General features: G+C 70.4%; 10 protein-coding genes. 8 read left to right on the top strand and 2 right to left on the bottom strand.

What is annotated here, in order from left to right; genetic code table 11:
• Nucleotides 1-7 precede the first annotated feature (7 nt).
• Together ACZ4WS_RS32990 and ACZ4WS_RS32985 are read left to right on the top strand one after the other, a co-directional pair.
• On the top strand, nt 8-1,726 hold the full coding sequence (locus ACZ4WS_RS32990) for an ABC transporter ATP-binding protein (RefSeq protein WP_467986331.1): 1,719 nt from the start codon (nt 8-10) through the stop codon (nt 1,724-1,726).
• The gene (locus ACZ4WS_RS32985; RefSeq protein ID WP_467986330.1) at nt 1,723-3,525 is read left to right on the top strand and encodes an ABC transporter ATP-binding protein; all 1,803 of its coding nucleotides are present in this window, start codon (nt 1,723-1,725) and stop codon (nt 3,523-3,525) included. The genes ACZ4WS_RS32990 and ACZ4WS_RS32985 overlap by 4 nt, the downstream gene beginning before the upstream one ends.
• Before the next feature lie 110 nt (nt 3,526-3,635).
• Here ACZ4WS_RS32985 and ACZ4WS_RS32980 read toward each other — a convergent pair whose 3' ends face one another.
• Nucleotides 3,636-3,893, bottom strand: a complete 258-nt coding sequence (locus ACZ4WS_RS32980) for a hypothetical protein (RefSeq protein WP_467986328.1) — start codon at nt 3,891-3,893, stop codon at nt 3,636-3,638.
• A gap of 427 nt (nt 3,894-4,320) precedes the next feature.
• On the opposite strand from ACZ4WS_RS32980, the gene ACZ4WS_RS32975 reads away from it, so the two are divergent.
• The 3 genes from ACZ4WS_RS32975 to ACZ4WS_RS32965 all read left to right on the top strand — a co-directional run bounded on the left by ACZ4WS_RS32975 (nt 4,321) and on the right by ACZ4WS_RS32965 (nt 8,906).
• Nucleotides 4,321-6,366 (top strand): M4 family metallopeptidase, encoded by a 2,046-nt coding sequence (locus ACZ4WS_RS32975; protein ID WP_467986326.1) that lies wholly within the window; start codon nt 4,321-4,323, stop codon nt 6,364-6,366.
• Between the two features lie 299 nt (nt 6,367-6,665).
• Nucleotides 6,666-8,330: a M4 family metallopeptidase gene (locus ACZ4WS_RS32970; protein ID WP_467986324.1), complete on the top strand. Its 1,665-nt coding sequence runs from the start codon at nt 6,666-6,668 to the stop codon at nt 8,328-8,330.
• Nucleotides 8,331-8,402: 72 nt separating this feature from the next.
• Complete coding sequence (locus tag ACZ4WS_RS32965) at nt 8,403-8,906, top strand: DUF1990 family protein (protein WP_467986322.1); 504 nt, start codon at nt 8,403-8,405, stop codon at nt 8,904-8,906.
• A gap of 79 nt (nt 8,907-8,985) precedes the next feature.
• Here the strand turns inward: ACZ4WS_RS32965 and ACZ4WS_RS32960 are convergent, their stop codons facing one another.
• On the bottom strand, nt 8,986-11,604 hold the full coding sequence (locus tag ACZ4WS_RS32960; RefSeq protein WP_467986320.1) for a glycosyltransferase family 1 protein: 2,619 nt from the start codon (nt 11,602-11,604) through the stop codon (nt 8,986-8,988).
• A 403-nt stretch (nt 11,605-12,007) separates the two neighbouring features.
• Between ACZ4WS_RS32960 and ACZ4WS_RS32955 the strand changes: the two genes are divergently transcribed.
• The 3 genes from ACZ4WS_RS32955 to ACZ4WS_RS32945 all read left to right on the top strand — a co-directional run.
• The gene (locus ACZ4WS_RS32955; protein WP_467986318.1) at nt 12,008-13,210 is read left to right on the top strand and encodes a S8 family peptidase; all 1,203 of its coding nucleotides are present in this window, start codon (nt 12,008-12,010) and stop codon (nt 13,208-13,210) included.
• Nucleotides 13,211-13,406: 196 nt separating this feature from the next.
• Nucleotides 13,407-15,566, top strand: coding sequence for an alpha-1,4-glucan--maltose-1-phosphate maltosyltransferase (locus ACZ4WS_RS32950; RefSeq protein WP_467986316.1), 2,160 nt, complete (start codon nt 13,407-13,409; stop codon nt 15,564-15,566).
• Nucleotides 15,563-15,822 (top strand): alpha-amylase family glycosyl hydrolase (locus tag ACZ4WS_RS32945; RefSeq protein WP_467986314.1); only part of this gene is annotated, 260 nt, incomplete at its 3' end. The genes ACZ4WS_RS32950 and ACZ4WS_RS32945, both read left to right, overlap by 4 nt.

The raw sequence follows: 15,822 nt of genomic DNA, 5'->3' as shown, positions 1-15,822 counted from the left end.
GGGGCGGATGATCGACGCGTACGAGGACCCGGGGACACCCGACTGTCGCAGCGGCGGCCGGTATCTGTGGTGGCTGGTCACCAGACAGCCGGGCCGGTCCGCCGCCGGGGCGGGGCTGGCCAGCATCTGGATGGCGCTGACGGCGGCGACGCCGTACCTGATGTCCCGCGCGATCGACGAGGGGCTGGAGCCGGGCGACTTCGGGGCACTGGCCGGCTGGACCGCCGCCCTGTTCGCGGTCGGGACGTTCAACGCCTGGCTGAGCATCCTGCGGCACCGCACCATGACCAGGGTCCGGATGGACGCCAACTTCCGCACGGTCAAGGTCGTCGTCGGGCAGGCGGTCCGGCTGGGCGCCGCGCTGCCGCGGCAGGTCGGGGCCGGGGAGGTCGTCACCATCGGCGTGGGCGACGTGCAGACGATCAGCACGTCCCTGACCATCGTCGGCCCCGGGGTCGGCGCGATCTTCACCTACTTCGTGGTGGCCGGGCTGCTGCTGTCCGTCTCACCGCTGCTGGCCGCCGTGGTCCTGCTCGGCGTGCCGCTGATCGGCGTGCTGGTCGGTCCGCTGATGGGGCGGCTGCAGGGCGTGGAGACGGAGTACCGCGAGCGGCAGGGCGTGCTGACCGCGCGGATCGGGGACCTCGCGGGCGGGCTGCGCGTCCTCAACGGCCTGGGCGGCAAGGGGCTGTTCGCCGACGCCTTCCGCCAGGACTCGCAGCGGCTGCGGGCGCAGGGGTACCGGGTCGGAGCGGTCACCAGCTGGATGCAGGCGATCGGCGTCGGCATGCCGACCGTGTTCCTCGCCGTCGTGACCTGGCTCGCGGCCCGGCTCGCCGCGCAAGGGGACATCACCGTGGGCGAGCTGGTGTCGGTGTACGGCTATGTCGCGGTCCTGGTGCTGCCGGTGTCGTTCTTCATCGAGACCGGCTATCAGGTCAGCCGCGCTCTGGTGGCGGCACGGCGCGTCGTACGTTTCCTGCGGCTGGAGCCCGCGGCCGACGTCGGCACCGCAGACGCGCCCGCGGAGCCGTCGGCGCTGCACGACCCGGAGTCCGGGGTCAGGGTGGTGCCCGGACGGCTGACCGCGCTGGCCGGCGCCCGCCCCGCCGATGCCACGGCCCTCGTCGACCGCCTCGGCCGATACGCCCCGTCGGCGGCCACCTGGGGCGGGGTGCGCCTCGACGGGATCGCGCTGCCGCAGGTCCGCGCGCGGATCCTGGTCGCCGACCACGAGGCCGACCTGTTCGCGACCACGCTGCGCGAACTGCTCGCCGGGCGGCGGGAGCGCAGTGAGGGGGACATCGCCCGTGCCGTGCACGCGGCCGTCGCGGACGACATCGTGCAGGGTCTGCCGGACGGGCTCGACGCGACGGTCGACGCGCAGGGCCGCAACCTCTCCGGCGGTCAGCGGCAGCGGGTACGTCTCGTCCGGGCGCTCCTCGCCGACCCCGAGGTGCTGCTCGCCCTCGAACCCACCTCGGCGCTCGACGCCCACACCGAGGCCGCGGTCGCGGATCGGCTGCGCGCCGCCCGCAGCGGCCGTACGACCCTCGTCACCACCACCTCTCCGCTCCTGCTCGACCGTGCGGACACCGTGTACTTCCTGGTCGACGGCAAGGTCGCGGCCGTGGGCGGCCATCGCGAACTCCTCGACGAGGAGCCCGGATACCGCGCGCTGGTGGCCCGGGACGCGGACTTGGACACCGAGGAGGCCGTACGGTGACGGTGCAGCCGAAGTCGTCGAGACAGTCGGGACAGCCAGGAAAATCAGGACATCTGCCCGTCGCCGAGCCGGCCGACGTGCGGCGGGCCGCCGTCCGGCTGATCCGGGCCGACGGGCGTGCCTTCGCCGCCGTACTGGGGCTGAACGCGCTGGCCGCCGGTGCCGGGCTGGCGGGTCCGTGGCTGCTGGGGCGGATCATCGACGACGTGCGGGCCGGCGGCGGCGTGCACGTCGTGGACCGGCTGGCCCTCGGCATCCTGCTGTGCGCGCTGGCGCAGCTGCTGCTGGCGCGCTGGGCACGGTATGTGGGACACCGGTTCGGGGAGCGGACACTGGCGCGCGTGCGCGAGGAGTTCGTCGACCGGACGCTGGCGCTGCCCGCGTCGGTGGTGGAGCGGGCCGGTACGGGTGACCTGACGGCGCGCGGCACCGCCGACGTGGCCACCGTCGGCACCACCCTGCGTGACGTCGGCCCCGACCTGCTCATCAACACCGTCCAGGCGCTGTTCCTGATCGGCGCGGTCTTCGCGCTGAGCCCGCTGCTCGGCGCCTGCGGGGTGCTCGGCACGGCCGGTGTCTGGTTCGCGCTGCGCTGGTATCTGCGCCGGGCGCGCGCCGGTTATCTCGCCGAGGGCTCGGCCACCTCGGAGGTCGCCGAGATCCTCGCGTCGACCGCCTCCGGGGCCCGTACGGTCGAGGCGTTCCGGCTGGAGCGGCGGCGGATCGCGGCGAGCCGGGAGGCGCTGGAGACATCCCGCCGCACCCGGCTGTACACGCTGTACCTGCGCACGGTGTTCTTCCCTGCGGTGGAGGTGTCGTACTTCGTCCCCGTCGCGGCGGTGCTGCTGATCGGTGGTGCCCTGCACGAGCGGGGCGCCATGAGCCTGGGCGCGGTGGTGGCGGCGGCCCTGTATCTGCGGCAGTTCAGCGAGCCGCTCGACCAGATCCTGATGCGGGTCGAGCAGCTGCAGAGCAGCGCCGCCTCCTTCGCCCGGGTGGAGGGCCTGGCGCGGGCACCGCAGACCGCCCCGGCCGACTCGCCCGTCCCGGTCGACGACCGCATCGACGTGACCGGCGTGCGCTACTCCTACGACCGCGGGGGCGAAGTGCTGCGCGGGGTCGACCTGACCGTGCGGCCCGGGGAGCGACTGGCCGTCGTGGGCCCCTCCGGCGCCGGGAAGACCACCCTGAGCAGGCTGCTCGCGGGCGTCGACGCACCGCGCTCCGGGTCGGTGACGGTCGGGCAGGTGCCGATCGTCGCCCTGGACCCGGAGCAGCTGCGCCGCCAGGTCGTCCTCGTCACCCAGGAGCACCACGTGTTCCTGGGCACGGTCCGTGACAACCTCCTGATCGCCGAACCGGCCGCCACCGACGCCGAGTTGCGGGCCGCCCTCGCGGCGGTCGGCGCCGACGACTGGGCCGAGGAGCTGCCGGACGGCCTCGACACCGAGCTGGGCCCGCGCGGACACGGGGTGGACGGTTCCCGGGCCCAGCAACTGGCCCTGGCCCGCGTCGTGTTGGCCGACCCGCACACCCTGATCCTCGACGAGGCCACGGCGCTGCTCGATCCGACGACCGCCCGCCACACGGAGCGCGCGCTGGCCGCCGTACTCGAAGGCCGCACCGTCATCGCCATCGCCCACCGTCTGCACACCGCCCATGACGCGGACCGGGTGGCCGTGATGGAGGACGGCCGTCTGAGCGAACTCGGCACGCACGACGACCTGGTGGCGGCCGACGGCGCGTACGCGGCGCTGTGGCACTCGTGGCACGGGGAGCGGCGGGGTGGCGGTGACTGACGGGAGTTCGCCCCCTCTTCCGCTGCCCTTCCGGTACCTGGGGGCTGCGCCCCCAGACCCCCGTGTCGCGCTCCGCGCTCGTCTTCGAACACCGGACGGGCTGGAACTGTTCACACCGCGTCCGGCCCCCGCCAGTCGGAGTTCAGGGGTTCTCCGAACCCCACCTTGAACTCCCACGGCACCCAGCCCACCAGCACCAGCGAGAAGCCGGTGAAGGCCATGAACATGGTGTTCACGACCCACTTGCGCTGGACCAGACCGCCGTAGAGGATCGCGACACCGGGGATGCTCATCATGCCGACCAAGGTCGCGGCGACGAGCTGCCAGGCGTTGTCGCCGGCGTCCAGCCAGTTGGGATACGGGATCACAGCAACCGTCAACTCCCCTCGTGGGAGCGGCGGTCCGGCGGACCGCCGGTTGCACGGCAGGATCCTGCCGGATCTCTTGCCGCTCGGTTCCGGGGGGCATGTCCGCCGGGCAAATTTGTGCTCACGGCCGCCTTCAAGATTGTTCAGCTCTGTGCGAACGGCCGCCAACGAGTCCGTATACCGAACATGATCACCCGGACAACGAACCAATTCCGGCCAAGTTCTTGATGCGCTCCTGACAGAGAGTGCAATCTCCTGCCACTCTTCCCACGGCTACTTCACAGCAACCTCACAGCGCCACGGCTGTGTTGTGCCGTACGACCCCATGCTCCTGGTTCCGCGTTCCGCCCTGTTCTGCCCGGACGGGTCACCCTTCGTCCGGTCTCCCCTGGCCGCGCGACCCGCGGCCACGCAGAAGGAGTCAGTGTTGAGTAGCAGTTCCTCCCACAGACGCACCTCCCACATCACCAAGCGCCGTGTCGCGGGCATCGCCCTCGTCGGCGTCTCCGCCCTGTTGGCCGCGGCCGTCCAGTCGGGCGCCGCGAGCGCCGCCCCGCAGAAGGCACCTCGGGCGGGCAAGGTCAACCCGGGCGCCGTCGCCCTGAAGCTCACCCCCTCGCAGCGCACCGAGCTGATACGCGACGCCAACGCGGCCAAGGCGGACACCGCCAGGGACCTGGGCCTCGGGGCCAAGGAGAGCCTGGTGGCCCGCGATGTCATCAAGGACCACGACGGCACGGTCCACACCCGCTACGAGCGGACGTACGCCGGACTTCCGGTCCTCGGCGGCGACTTGGTGGTCGACACCGCCAAGTCCGGGAAGACCGAGCACGTCTACAAGGCGACGAAGGCCACCCTCAAGGTCGCCTCGGTCAAGCCCGCGATCGCCGCCGCCACGGCGGAGAAGCAGGCCCTGTCCGCGGCCAAGGCCGCCGGTTCGAAGAAGACCGACGCGGACCGCGCGCCCCGCAAGGTGATCTGGGCGGGCAGCGGCACGCCGACCCTCGCCTACGAGACGGTCGTCGGCGGCCTCCAGGACGACGGCACCCCGAACCAGCTGCACGTCATCACGGACGCGGCCACCGGCAAGAAGCTCTTCGAGTGGCAGGGCATCAAGACCGGTATCGGCAACACCCAGTACAGCGGCCAGGTGACCCTGACGACCACCCAGTCGGGCTCCAACTTCACGCTGAACGACAGCGCGCGCGGCGCCCACAAGACGTACAACCTGAACCACGGGACGTCCGGCACCGGCACGCTGTTCTCGCAGACCAACGACACCTGGGGCAACAGCACCACGTCGAACGCCGCGACCGCCGGCGCCGACGCGCACTACGGCGCCGCGGAGACCTGGGACTTCTACAAGAACACCTTCGGCCGCAGCGGCATCAAGAACAACGGCGTGGGAGCGTACTCGCGCGTCCACTACGGCAACGCGTACGTCAACGCGTTCTGGGACGACGGCTGCTTCTGCATGACGTACGGCGACGGGTCGGGCAACGCCGACCCGCTGACCTCGCTGGACGTCGCGGGCCACGAGATGAGCCACGGTGTCACCGCGAACACCGCCGGTCTCAACTACTCGGGCGAGTCCGGCGGTCTGAACGAGGCGACGTCCGACATCTTCGGCACCGGCGTCGAGTTCTACGCCAACAACTCCACCGACGTGGGCGACTACCTCATCGGCGAGAAGATCGACATCAACGGCGACGGCACCCCGCTGCGCTACATGGACAAGCCCAGCAAGGACGGCGGCTCGGCGGACTCCTGGTACTCGGGTGTCGGCAACCTCGACGTGCACTACTCGTCGGGTGTCGCCAACCACTTCTTCTACCTGCTCAGCGAGGGCAGCGGCGCCAAGGTCATCAACGGCGTCAGCTACAACTCGCCGACCTCCGACGGTCTTCCGGTCACCGGCATCGGCCGCGACAAGGCCCTGCAGATCTGGTACCGGGCGCTCACCACGAAGTTCACCTCGACCACCAACTACGCGGCGGCCCGCACCGGCACGCTCGCGGCGGCGGGTGAGCTGTACGGCACCACGAGCACCGAGTACAAGGCGGTGCAGGACGCGTGGGCGGCCGTCGCGGTCGGTGCGCGCTCCGGTGGCGGCACGGGTGGCGGCACGTCGTACGAGTCGACGACCGCGGTATCGATTCCGGACAACGGCGCGGCCGTCACCTCGTCGATCACGGTGAGCGGACGCACCGGCAACGCGCCGACCAACCTTCAGGTCACGCCGAACATCACGCACACCTGGCGCGGCGACCTGGTCATCGATCTGGTGGCCCCGGACGGCTCGACGTACCGCCTGAAGAACTTCAGTTCCTCCGACTCGGCGGACAACGTGACCGACACGTACACGGTCAACGCGTCCTCCGAAACCGCCAATGGGACCTGGAAGTTGAAGGTCCAGGACCAGGCGGCGCAGGACGTCGGCACCATCAACGGTTGGAAGCTGACCTTCCCGTAGACCGTCTGCCGACCGGCACACAGAACAGGGCGCCGTCCCGGAGGTTCAACTCCCCGGGGCGGCGCCTCTTTGCCTGGTCAAGGGTTTGCGTTGACTCTCCCTTGACGAAGATCGACTCCGCGCGCGGACCCCCCACTGTTCACCTGATGGTCGATTTTCAGCCAAGGTCTTTATGGGGTCCTGACATGTACGCGCCCCTGATGGCACTCTTCACACCGCACGGCTCACCCGCACCGCAACTTCACACCTTCCGTTCGGCTACCCCACGCCGTCCGGTCGCCCCCACATAAGGAGTTTGCGTGACCCCCATCTACGCGCGTCACAAGCGCACCACTCTGGCCATCGCCACCGCTGTCGCGGCCGGAGCCCTGCTCGCCACCGGTATGACCACCGGTGCTTCCGCTCAGACCGCGGCGACCCCCGCCTCGGGCAAGGCCCCCCTCGCCGGCGCCCCCGTCCTGCTGTCCGCGTCCGCGCGGACCGCGCTGATCCAGAAGGCCGACGCCGCGAAGGCGGAGACGGCCCAGGAGATAGGCCTCGGCGCCAAGGAGAAGCTGGTCGTCCGTGACGTCGTCAAGGATGCCGACGGCACGGTCCACACGCGCTACGAGCGCACGTACAACGGACTTCCCGTCCTCGGTGGCGACCTCGTCGTCCACGAGTCGAAGGCCGGCAAGACCCAGGGCGTGACCAAGTCGACGAAGGCGGCCATCAAGGTCGCTTCGCTCAAGCCCCTGGTCGCCTCCGCCAAGGCCGAGAAGCAGGCCCTGTCCGCCGCCAAGGCCGCGGGCTCGGACAAGACCACGGCCGACCAGGCGCCCCGCAAGGTGATCTGGGCCGCCGCCGGCAAGCCGACCCTCGCCTACGAGACGGTCGTCGGCGGTCTCCAGGACGACGGCACCCCGAACGAGCTGCACGTCATCACCGACGCCGCCACCGGCAAGAAGCTCTACGAGTACCAGGGCATCGAGACCGGCACGGGCAAGAGTCTCTACTCGGGCACGGTCACGCTCAACACCACCCTGTCGGGGTCGACGTACCAGCTGACCGACGGCACGCGCGGCGGCCACAAGACGTACAACAAGTCGCACACCACCAGCTCCTCCGCGGGCACCCTGTTCACCGACGCGGACGACACGTGGGGCACCGGCGCGGCCTCCAGCTCCACCACCGACCAGACCGCGGCCGTCGACGCCGCGTACGGCGCTCAGGAGACCTGGGACTTCTACAAGAACACCTTCGGCCGCAGCGGCATCAAGAACAACGGCGTCGCGGCCTACTCCCGCGTCCACTACGGCAACGCGTACGTCAACGCGTTCTGGGACGACAGCTGCTTCTGCATGACCTACGGCGACGGGTCGGGCAACACCCACCCGCTGACGTCCCTGGACGTGGCCGGCCACGAGATGAGCCACGGCGTCACCGCGAACACGGCGGGCCTGAACTACTCGGGCGAGTCCGGCGGTCTGAACGAGGCCACCTCGGACATCTTCGGCACCGGCGTCGAGTTCTACGCGGCGAACGCCTCCGACCCCGGTGACTACCTCATCGGCGAGAAGATCAACATCAACGGCGACGGCACCCCGCTGCGCTACATGGACCAGCCCAGCAAGGACGGCGGCTCCGCCAACTACTGGTCCTCCAGCGTCGGCAACCTCGACGTGCACTACTCGTCGGGCGTCGCCAACCACTTCTTCTACCTGCTGAGCGAGGGCAGCGGCGCGAAGACGATCAACGGCGTCAGCTACAACTCGCCGACGTACAACGGCTCCACGGTCACCGGCATCGGCCGGGACAAGGCCCTGCAGATCTGGTACAAGGCGCTGACGACGTACTTCACGTCCACCACGAACTACAAGTCCGCCCGCACCGGAACGCTCTCCGCGGCGGCGGCCCTGTACGGCTCCAGCAGCACGGAGTACGCGGCGGTCGCCGCGGCCTGGACGGCGGTCAACGTGAGCTAGTCCGCTCCCCCGTTGAGCCAGGGCGGCACCCGGAGAGAAGGCGACTCCGGGTGCCGCCCTACGCTGTCCCCCATGCCCTACACGTACGAGGACGTGGGCGCGACCCGCGAGGACCGCTGCCCGCCGGGCTTCCACCGACTGCACGTCCGCACCCGGATCGGCGAGGGCGAGGCCGTCTTCCGCCGCGCCTCCGACGCCCTCATGACCTGGGAAATGCACCGGGCCATGGGCGTCGGCATCTCCGCGGACGCGGACAAGGCGGCCCCCGGAGTCGACGTCACGGTCGGCCTCGGCCCGATCAAGGCCCCCTGCCGGGTGGTCTGGACGGCCGAGGAACCCCGCCGCACCGCCTGGGCCTACGGCACCCTTTCCGGCCACCCCGAGTGCGGCGAGGAAGCCTTCGAGGTGACCCGCACCGGCGATGGCACCGTCTGGCTCACCATCACCGCCTTCAGCCGCGCGGCCAAGTGGTACGCCCGCGCGGCCGGACCCGCGACGCGGGGGCTCCAGCACGCGTACGCACAGCGGTGCGGGAAGGTACTGCGGCGGTTGTGCGCGGGCTTGGACCCGACGTGACGTCGGCCCCCGCTCACTGCTCCTGCGCATGTCCATCTCCCCGGACAGCATCCGCGGAGATGGACATGCGCAGGCCACCTCACCGCATCAGAACCCCCGCCCCCTCCCCCATCTCCTCCGAAGGCACCGCCACCAGCCCGACCTCCGCGCTCGACGCCAGCAAGCGGTGCGTGGGCAGGATCCGCACCGTGTAGCCGAACGGGCCCGTGCGGTCCAGGGACAGGGGACCCTCGTACAGCCACCGTCCCTCCAGGTCCGGGCCGCCCGCCGGTTTCAGCGGTACGCACACCGCGTCCGCGATGCGGTCGTCGGAGTCGACGCGCCCCGCGACCGCCTGGACCTCGACGTCGTCCGGGGCGAGGTCGCCGAGGCCGACGCGGACGCGCAGCGAGAGGGTGGCGCCGAGTTCGGCGGTCGTCGTGGCGGAGGAGGCCTCGACGTGGTCGACGGTGACCCGGGGCCAGGCCGAGCGGACGCGGGACTTCCAGAAGGCCAGTTCGCGGGCCGTGTCCGGGGTGAGGGAACGGTGGGCGTGGGCCGCGGGGGCGTACAGGCGCTCCACGTACTCGCGGACCATCCGGCCCGCGAGGACCTTCGGGCCGAGGTGGGTCAGCGTCTGGCGGACCATCTCGATCCAGCGGTCGGGCAGGCCGCCCTGGCCGCGCTCGTAGAAGCGGGGGGCGACGCGCTGCTCCAGCAGGTCGTACAGTGCCGCCGCCTCCAGGTCGTCGCGGCGGTCGTCGTCGGTCGCCGTGCCGTCCGCGGTCGGGATCGCCCAGCCGAAGTCCGGCTGGAACCATTCGTCCCACCAGCCGTCCAGGACCGACAGATTCAGGCAGCCGTTCAACGCGGCCTTCATGCCGGAGGTGCCGCACGCCTCCAGCGGGCGCAGCGGGTTGTTGAGCCAGATGTCGCAGCCCGGGTACAGCTTCTGCGCCATCGCCATCCCGTAGTCCGGCAGGAACACGATCCGGTGGCGCACCCGGGGGTCGTCCGCGAACCGGACCAGCTCCTGGACCAGCCGTTTGCCGCCGTCGTCCGCGGGGTGGGCCTTGCCCGCGACCACGATCTGGAGGGGGTGTTCGGGGTGCAGGAGGAGGTCCATCAGGCGGTCGCGGTCCCGCAGCATCAGGGTCAGGCGCTTGTACGAGGGGACGCGGCGCGCGAAGCCGATGGTCAGCACGTCGGGGTCCAGCACACCGTCGATCCAGCCCAGTTCGGCCGTCCCGGCACCACGCTGACGCCAGGACGCGTACAGCCGCTCCCGCACCTCGAGGACCAGCTGCTCACGGAGAATCCTGCGCAGATCCCAGATCTCCTGGTCGGCGATGTCGGCCACCGCGTCCCAGCGGTCCGAGCCGCCGACCGTCAGCGCGTCCTCGGTGCGCTGCGCGCCGATCTGGTGGGCGCCGAGCCGGAAGACCTCCGGCGCGACCCAGGTCGGCGCGTGCACGCCGTTGGTCACCGAGGTGATCGGGACCTCCTCGGGGTCGAAGCCCGGCCACAGCCCCGAGAACATCTCCCGGCTGACCTGGCCGTGGAGCAGCGAGACCCCGTTCGCCCGCTGGCCCAGCCGCAGCCCCATCACCGCCATGTTGAAGAGGTTCGGCTCGCCGCCGGGGTAGGTCTCCATGCCGAGGCCGAGGATCCGTTCCACGTCGATGCGCGGGAGTTCGGCGTCGGGGCCGAAGTGGCGGGCCACCAGCTCCCGGTCGAAGCGGTCGATTCCGGCGGGGACGGGGGTGTGGGTGGTGAAGACCGTGCCCGCCCTGACCGCCTCGAGTGACGCCTCGAAGTCCATGCCCTCGTCGGCGAGTTCGGCGATCCGCTCCAGGCCCAGGAAGCCCGCGTGCCCCTCGTTCGTGTGGAACACCTCGGGCTGCGCGTGGCCGGTGAGACGGCAGTACGTTCGTACCGCGCGCACCCCTCCGATGCCCAGCAGCATCTCCTGCAACAGGCGGTGCTCGCTGCCGCCGCCGTACAGCCGGTCGGTCACCCCGCGTTCGCCGAGGTCGTTCTCCTCGACGTCGGAGTCGAGCATGAGGAGCGGGACGCGGCCGACCTGGGCCAGCCAGATCCGGGCCCGCAGCGCGCGTCCGCCGGGGAGGGCGAGGGAGACCTGGGCGGGCGTGCCGTCGGAGTCACCCAACGGCACCAGAGGAAGCTCGTTCGGGTCCAGGACCGGATAGTGCTCCTGCTGCCACCCGTCCCGCGACAGGGACTGGCGGAAGTAGCCGTGCCGGTAGAGCAGACCCACGCCGATCAGCGGGACGCCCAGGTCACTGGCTGCCTTCAGATGGTCGCCGGCGAGGATGCCGAGGCCTCCGGAGTACTGGGGCAGCGCGGCCGTGATGCCGAACTCGGGCGAGAAGTAGGCGATGGCGGCGGGGAGTTCGGAGGTCTGGGCCTGGTACCAGCGGTCGCCGGTCACGTAGTCGCGCAGGTCGTCGGCGACCGCGGCGAGACGGCGCAGGAAGCCGCGGTCCTCGGTGAGCTCCGCGAGACGGCCGGCCGACACGCTGCCGAGCAGCCGTACGGGGTCGCCGTCCGAGGCGGCCCAGCGCTCCGGGTCGACGGACTGGAAGAGGTCGCGGGTCTCGGCATGCCAGGACCAGCGGAGATTGCGCGCCAGGTCGCTGAGCGGGTGAAGGGCTTCGGGGAGTACGGGGCGCACGGTGAATCTGCGGATTGCCTTCACGAGTTCCACCTTCACGGAGGACGTAACGAAGAACGTAACGGAGGACGTAGGCGGCAGGAGGGCGTACGCGTCGGGACGACGTCGGGGAGGGACACACGTCCTTGTGCGCCCTTCGTCACCCTCGACGGTAGCGGCGAGGGCGCCTTCGCAACTACGGCGCATCGAAGAACTCCGGCGTGCGGCCGCCCGGCCTCGGCTCCCCCGAGACACTCCGTGACGTGGGCGGGAATTCGCCGCAACCTTCACGTGTACCCCACGGCCGATATGGCCGATTCCGCCCTCATAGGCGGCCTTGTGGCGCTTCACACCACACGAGAGGCTGCCAAGTGGCGTACCGCCGGCCCCGGCCCGCACCGGGTCCGTTCCGGCCGGCGTACGCCGAGTTGAGGAGGGGAACTCAGCCATGGCACAGACGAGAGAGAGGCGTCTGCGCTGGGCGGGAGGTCTCACCGCGGTCACGACGGCCGCGGTGCTTTCGGCCATCACCCTGCCCGCGCACGCCGCCCCGGAGGGGCAGATACTCGGCGCCGGTGATCCCGGTTCCGTCAGCGGAAGTTACATCGTGACACTCAAGGGGGGAACCAACGCTCCGTCGTCGGCCGGGAAGAGCATCGCCGAGAAGTACGGGGCGAGAATCAGCCACACCTACGGCACGGCCCTCAACGGCTATGCCGTGAAGGTCAACGAGAAGCAGGCCCGGCGGCTGGCGGCGGACTCCCGCGTGGCCTCGGTCGCGCAGGACACCAAGGTGGTCCTCGACCACTTCCAGAAGAACCCGCCCTCCTGGGGCCTCGACCGGATCGACCAGCCGGACCTGCCGCTCGACAAGGGCTACACCTGGCCGGAATCGGCGGGCGCCGGCGTGACCGCGTACGTCATCGACACCGGCATCCGGATCACGCACAAGGACTTCGGCGGCCGGGCGAGCTACGGCTGGGACTTCGTCGACAACGACAAGACCGCCAAGGACGGCAACGGGCACGGCACGCATGTCGCCGGGACCATCGTGGGCACGCAGTACGGCGTGGCCAAGAAGGCCAAGGTCGTCGCCGTCCGCGTCCTCGACAACGACGGCTCCGGCACCACCGCACAGGTCATCGCGGGCATCGACTGGGTGACCAAGCACGCGAAGAAACCGGCCGTGGCCAATATGAGCCTGGGCGGGTACGCCAACCCACAGCTGGACGCCGCCGTACGCAACTCCATCGCCTCCGGCGTGACCTACGCCGTGGCGGCGGGCAATGACGGACTTCCGGCCAGTCTCTACTCGCCCGCCCGCGTCACGCAGGCCATCACCGTCGGCGCGAGCGACAGGACGGACGCGCGGGCGAGCTTCTCGAACACCGGTTCCGTACTCGACCTGTTCGCACCCGGTGTGGCGATCACCTCGGCGTCGTACGCGAGTGACACGGGGAAGGCGACCTTCTCCGGTACGTCGATGGCGAGTCCGCACGTGGCGGGCGCGGCCGCGCTCTATTTGGCCGACCACACCAAGGCCACACCCGCTCAGGTGTCCAAGGCGCTGGTGAATCGGGCGGTCCCGGGGAAGATTTCGGGCCCAGGCATCGGTTCGCCGAACAAGCTCCTCCAGGTCAACAACCCTTAGCGGGCCCGGGGAACAGGCACCGGCCTCGTCCTCACAGGACGAGGCCGGTCTTGTGTGTAGACATACGCGTGAGTAGTTAACAAAGTGCCGGATTGCCCACCCGAATAGGGTGGGAAGGCTCCTTCGGTACGCCCCCGGGGCCCCACCTCCCCACACCCTCATCCGCCCACCCACGTTGACGCGGACAGGAGCGGTCATGCCCTCAACGCACCAACCGTCGCCACCCCCGACGACCACCCCCGACACACCCGCCATACGCAGGGCCGACGCCGGTCCCCGCACTCGGGAGAAACCCTCCGCCAAGACCGGCACCAGCACCGTCGCGGCCGCCGGAACCAGCGATGCCGCGGAAACCGGCGCGACCATCGGCCGTATCCCCGTCCTCGACGTCCGCCCGATCGTCGATCACGGACGACGGCCCGCGAAGGCGGTGGTGGGCGAATCCTTCGAAGTCTCGGCCACCGTGTTCCGCGAGGGCCATGACGCGGTCGCCGCGAACGTCGTCCTGCGCGATCCGGACGGCCGCACCGGCCCCTGGACCCCGATGCGCGAACTGGCCCCCGGTACCGACCGGTGGGGCGCCACGGTGTCCGCCGGGAAGGAGGGCCGCTGGACGTACACGGTCGAGGCGTGGGGCGATCCGATCGCCACCTGGCGGCACCATGCGGGGATCAAGATCCCGGCCGGTATGGACACGGAGCTGGTCCTGGAGGAGGGCGCGCGGCTGCACGAGCGGGCGGCCACCGCAGTGCCGAAGAGCAAGGGGCGCCGGGACACGATCCTCACGGCCGTCGACGCGCTGCGCGACGAGGAACGCCCCGCCGCGGCCCGTCTCGCCGCCGCCCTCACCCCCGAGGTCGACAAGGTCCTCGCCCGCCATCCGCTGCGCGAACTCATCACGGCCTCCGAGCCGTTGCCCCTGCTGGTGGAGCGCGAGCGGGCGCTGTACGGCGCCTGGTACGAGTTCTTCCCGCGCTCCGAGGGCACGCCCGAGCGGCCGCACGGCACCTTCCGCACGGCTGCCGAACGGCTGCCCGCCATCGCGGAGATGGGCTTCGACGTCGTCTACCTCCCGCCGGTCCACCCCATCGGCACGACGTTCCGCAAAGGCCCCGACAACACGCTCTCCGCGGGCCCGGACGACGTCGGTGTGCCCTGGGCGATCGGCTCCCCGGAGGGCGGGCACGACGCGGTCCATCCGGACCTCGGCACGATCGACGACTTCGACGCGTTCGTACGCCGAGCGGCGAACCTGGGCCTCGAAGTCGCCCTCGACTTCGCGCTCCAGTGCTCTCCGGACCATCCGTGGGTGCAGAAGCACCCGGACTGGTTCCACCACCGCCCGGACGGCACGATCGCGTACGCCGAGAACCCGCCGAAGAAGTACCAGGACATCTACCCGATCGCCTTCGACAAGGACATGCCCGGTCTCATCCAGGAGACCCTGCGCGTGCTGCGGTACTGGATGAGCCACGGCGTACGGATCTTCCGCGTCGACAACCCGCACACCAAGCCGGTGATCTTCTGGGAGCAGGTGATCGCCGACATCAACCACACGGACCCGGACGTGATCTTCCTGACGGAGGCGTTCACCCGCCCGGCGATGATGCACACGCTCGCGAAGATCGGCTTCCAGCAGTCGTACACGTACTTCACCTGGCGCAACACCAAGGAGGAGCTGACCGAGTACCTCACCGAACTCTCGGGCGAGACGGCCGCCTACATGCGGCCCAACTTCTTCGCCAACACCCCTGACATCCTGCATGAGTTCCTCCAGCGGGGCGGGCGCCCGGCCTTCGAGCTGCGGGCGGTGCTCGCCGCCACGCTGTCGCCGACGTGGGGGATCTACAGCGGGTATGAGCTCGGTGAGAACACCCCGCTGCGCGACGGCAGCGAGGAGTATCTGAACTCCGAGAAGTACCAACTGCGCCCGCGCGACTGGGAGTCGGCGGAGCGTGACGGACGTAGCATCGCGCCATTGATAGGGGCGCTCAACGCGATCAGGCGACGCAGTCCCGCGCTCCGGCAGTTGCGCGACCTCCATTTCCATCACACGGACAAGGAGGCGGTGATCGCCTACTCGAAGTCTTATCGGGACGCACGCGGTTCGAACACGGTTGTGGTGGTGGCCAACCTCGACCCCCACCACACCCAGGAGGCCACGGTCTCGTTGGACATGCCGCAACTCGGCCTGGACTGGCACGAGTCCGTGCCGGTGCGCGACGAGCTCACCGGCGAGACCTACTACTGGGGCAGGGCCAACTATGTGCGTCTGGAGCCGGGACATAGGCCCGCGCACATCCTCACCGTCCTGCGACCGTCCTCACCGCAGATCGGAGGGTCACCCACAACATGATCGTCAACGAGCCCGTCCCGGACACTTTCGAGGACACCCCGGCCAAGGACCGCGATCCGGAATGGTTCAAACGCGCCGTCTTCTACGAGGTCCTGGTCCGCTCCTTCCAGGACAGCAACGGCGACGGTGTCGGCGACCTCAAGGGCCTCACCGCCAAACTCGACTACCTGCAATGGCTGGGCGTCGACTGCCTGTGGCTGCCCCCGTTCTTCAAGTCCCCGCTGCGGGACGGCGGGTACGACGTGTCCGACTACAC

The organism is Streptomyces sp. NPDC029292, from assembly GCF_055569295.1.
The sequence above is the reverse complement of the archived record's forward strand: the minus strand, read 5'-3'. Positions and strand labels throughout refer to the sequence as shown.

Bases quoted from the DNA above. Each gene is read 5' to 3' on its own strand.
- ACZ4WS_RS32955 (WP_467986318.1), top strand. From the start codon at position 12,008: ATGGCACAGACGAGAGAGAGGCGTCTGCGCTGGGCGGGAGGTCTCACC.
- ACZ4WS_RS32990 (WP_467986331.1), top strand. From the start codon at position 8: ATGATCGACGCGTACGAGGACCCGGGGACACCCGACTGTCGCAGCGGC.
- ACZ4WS_RS32965 (WP_467986322.1), top strand. From the start codon at position 8,403: ATGCCCTACACGTACGAGGACGTGGGCGCGACCCGCGAGGACCGCTGC.
- ACZ4WS_RS32950 (WP_467986316.1), top strand. From the start codon at position 13,407: ATGCCCTCAACGCACCAACCGTCGCCACCCCCGACGACCACCCCCGAC.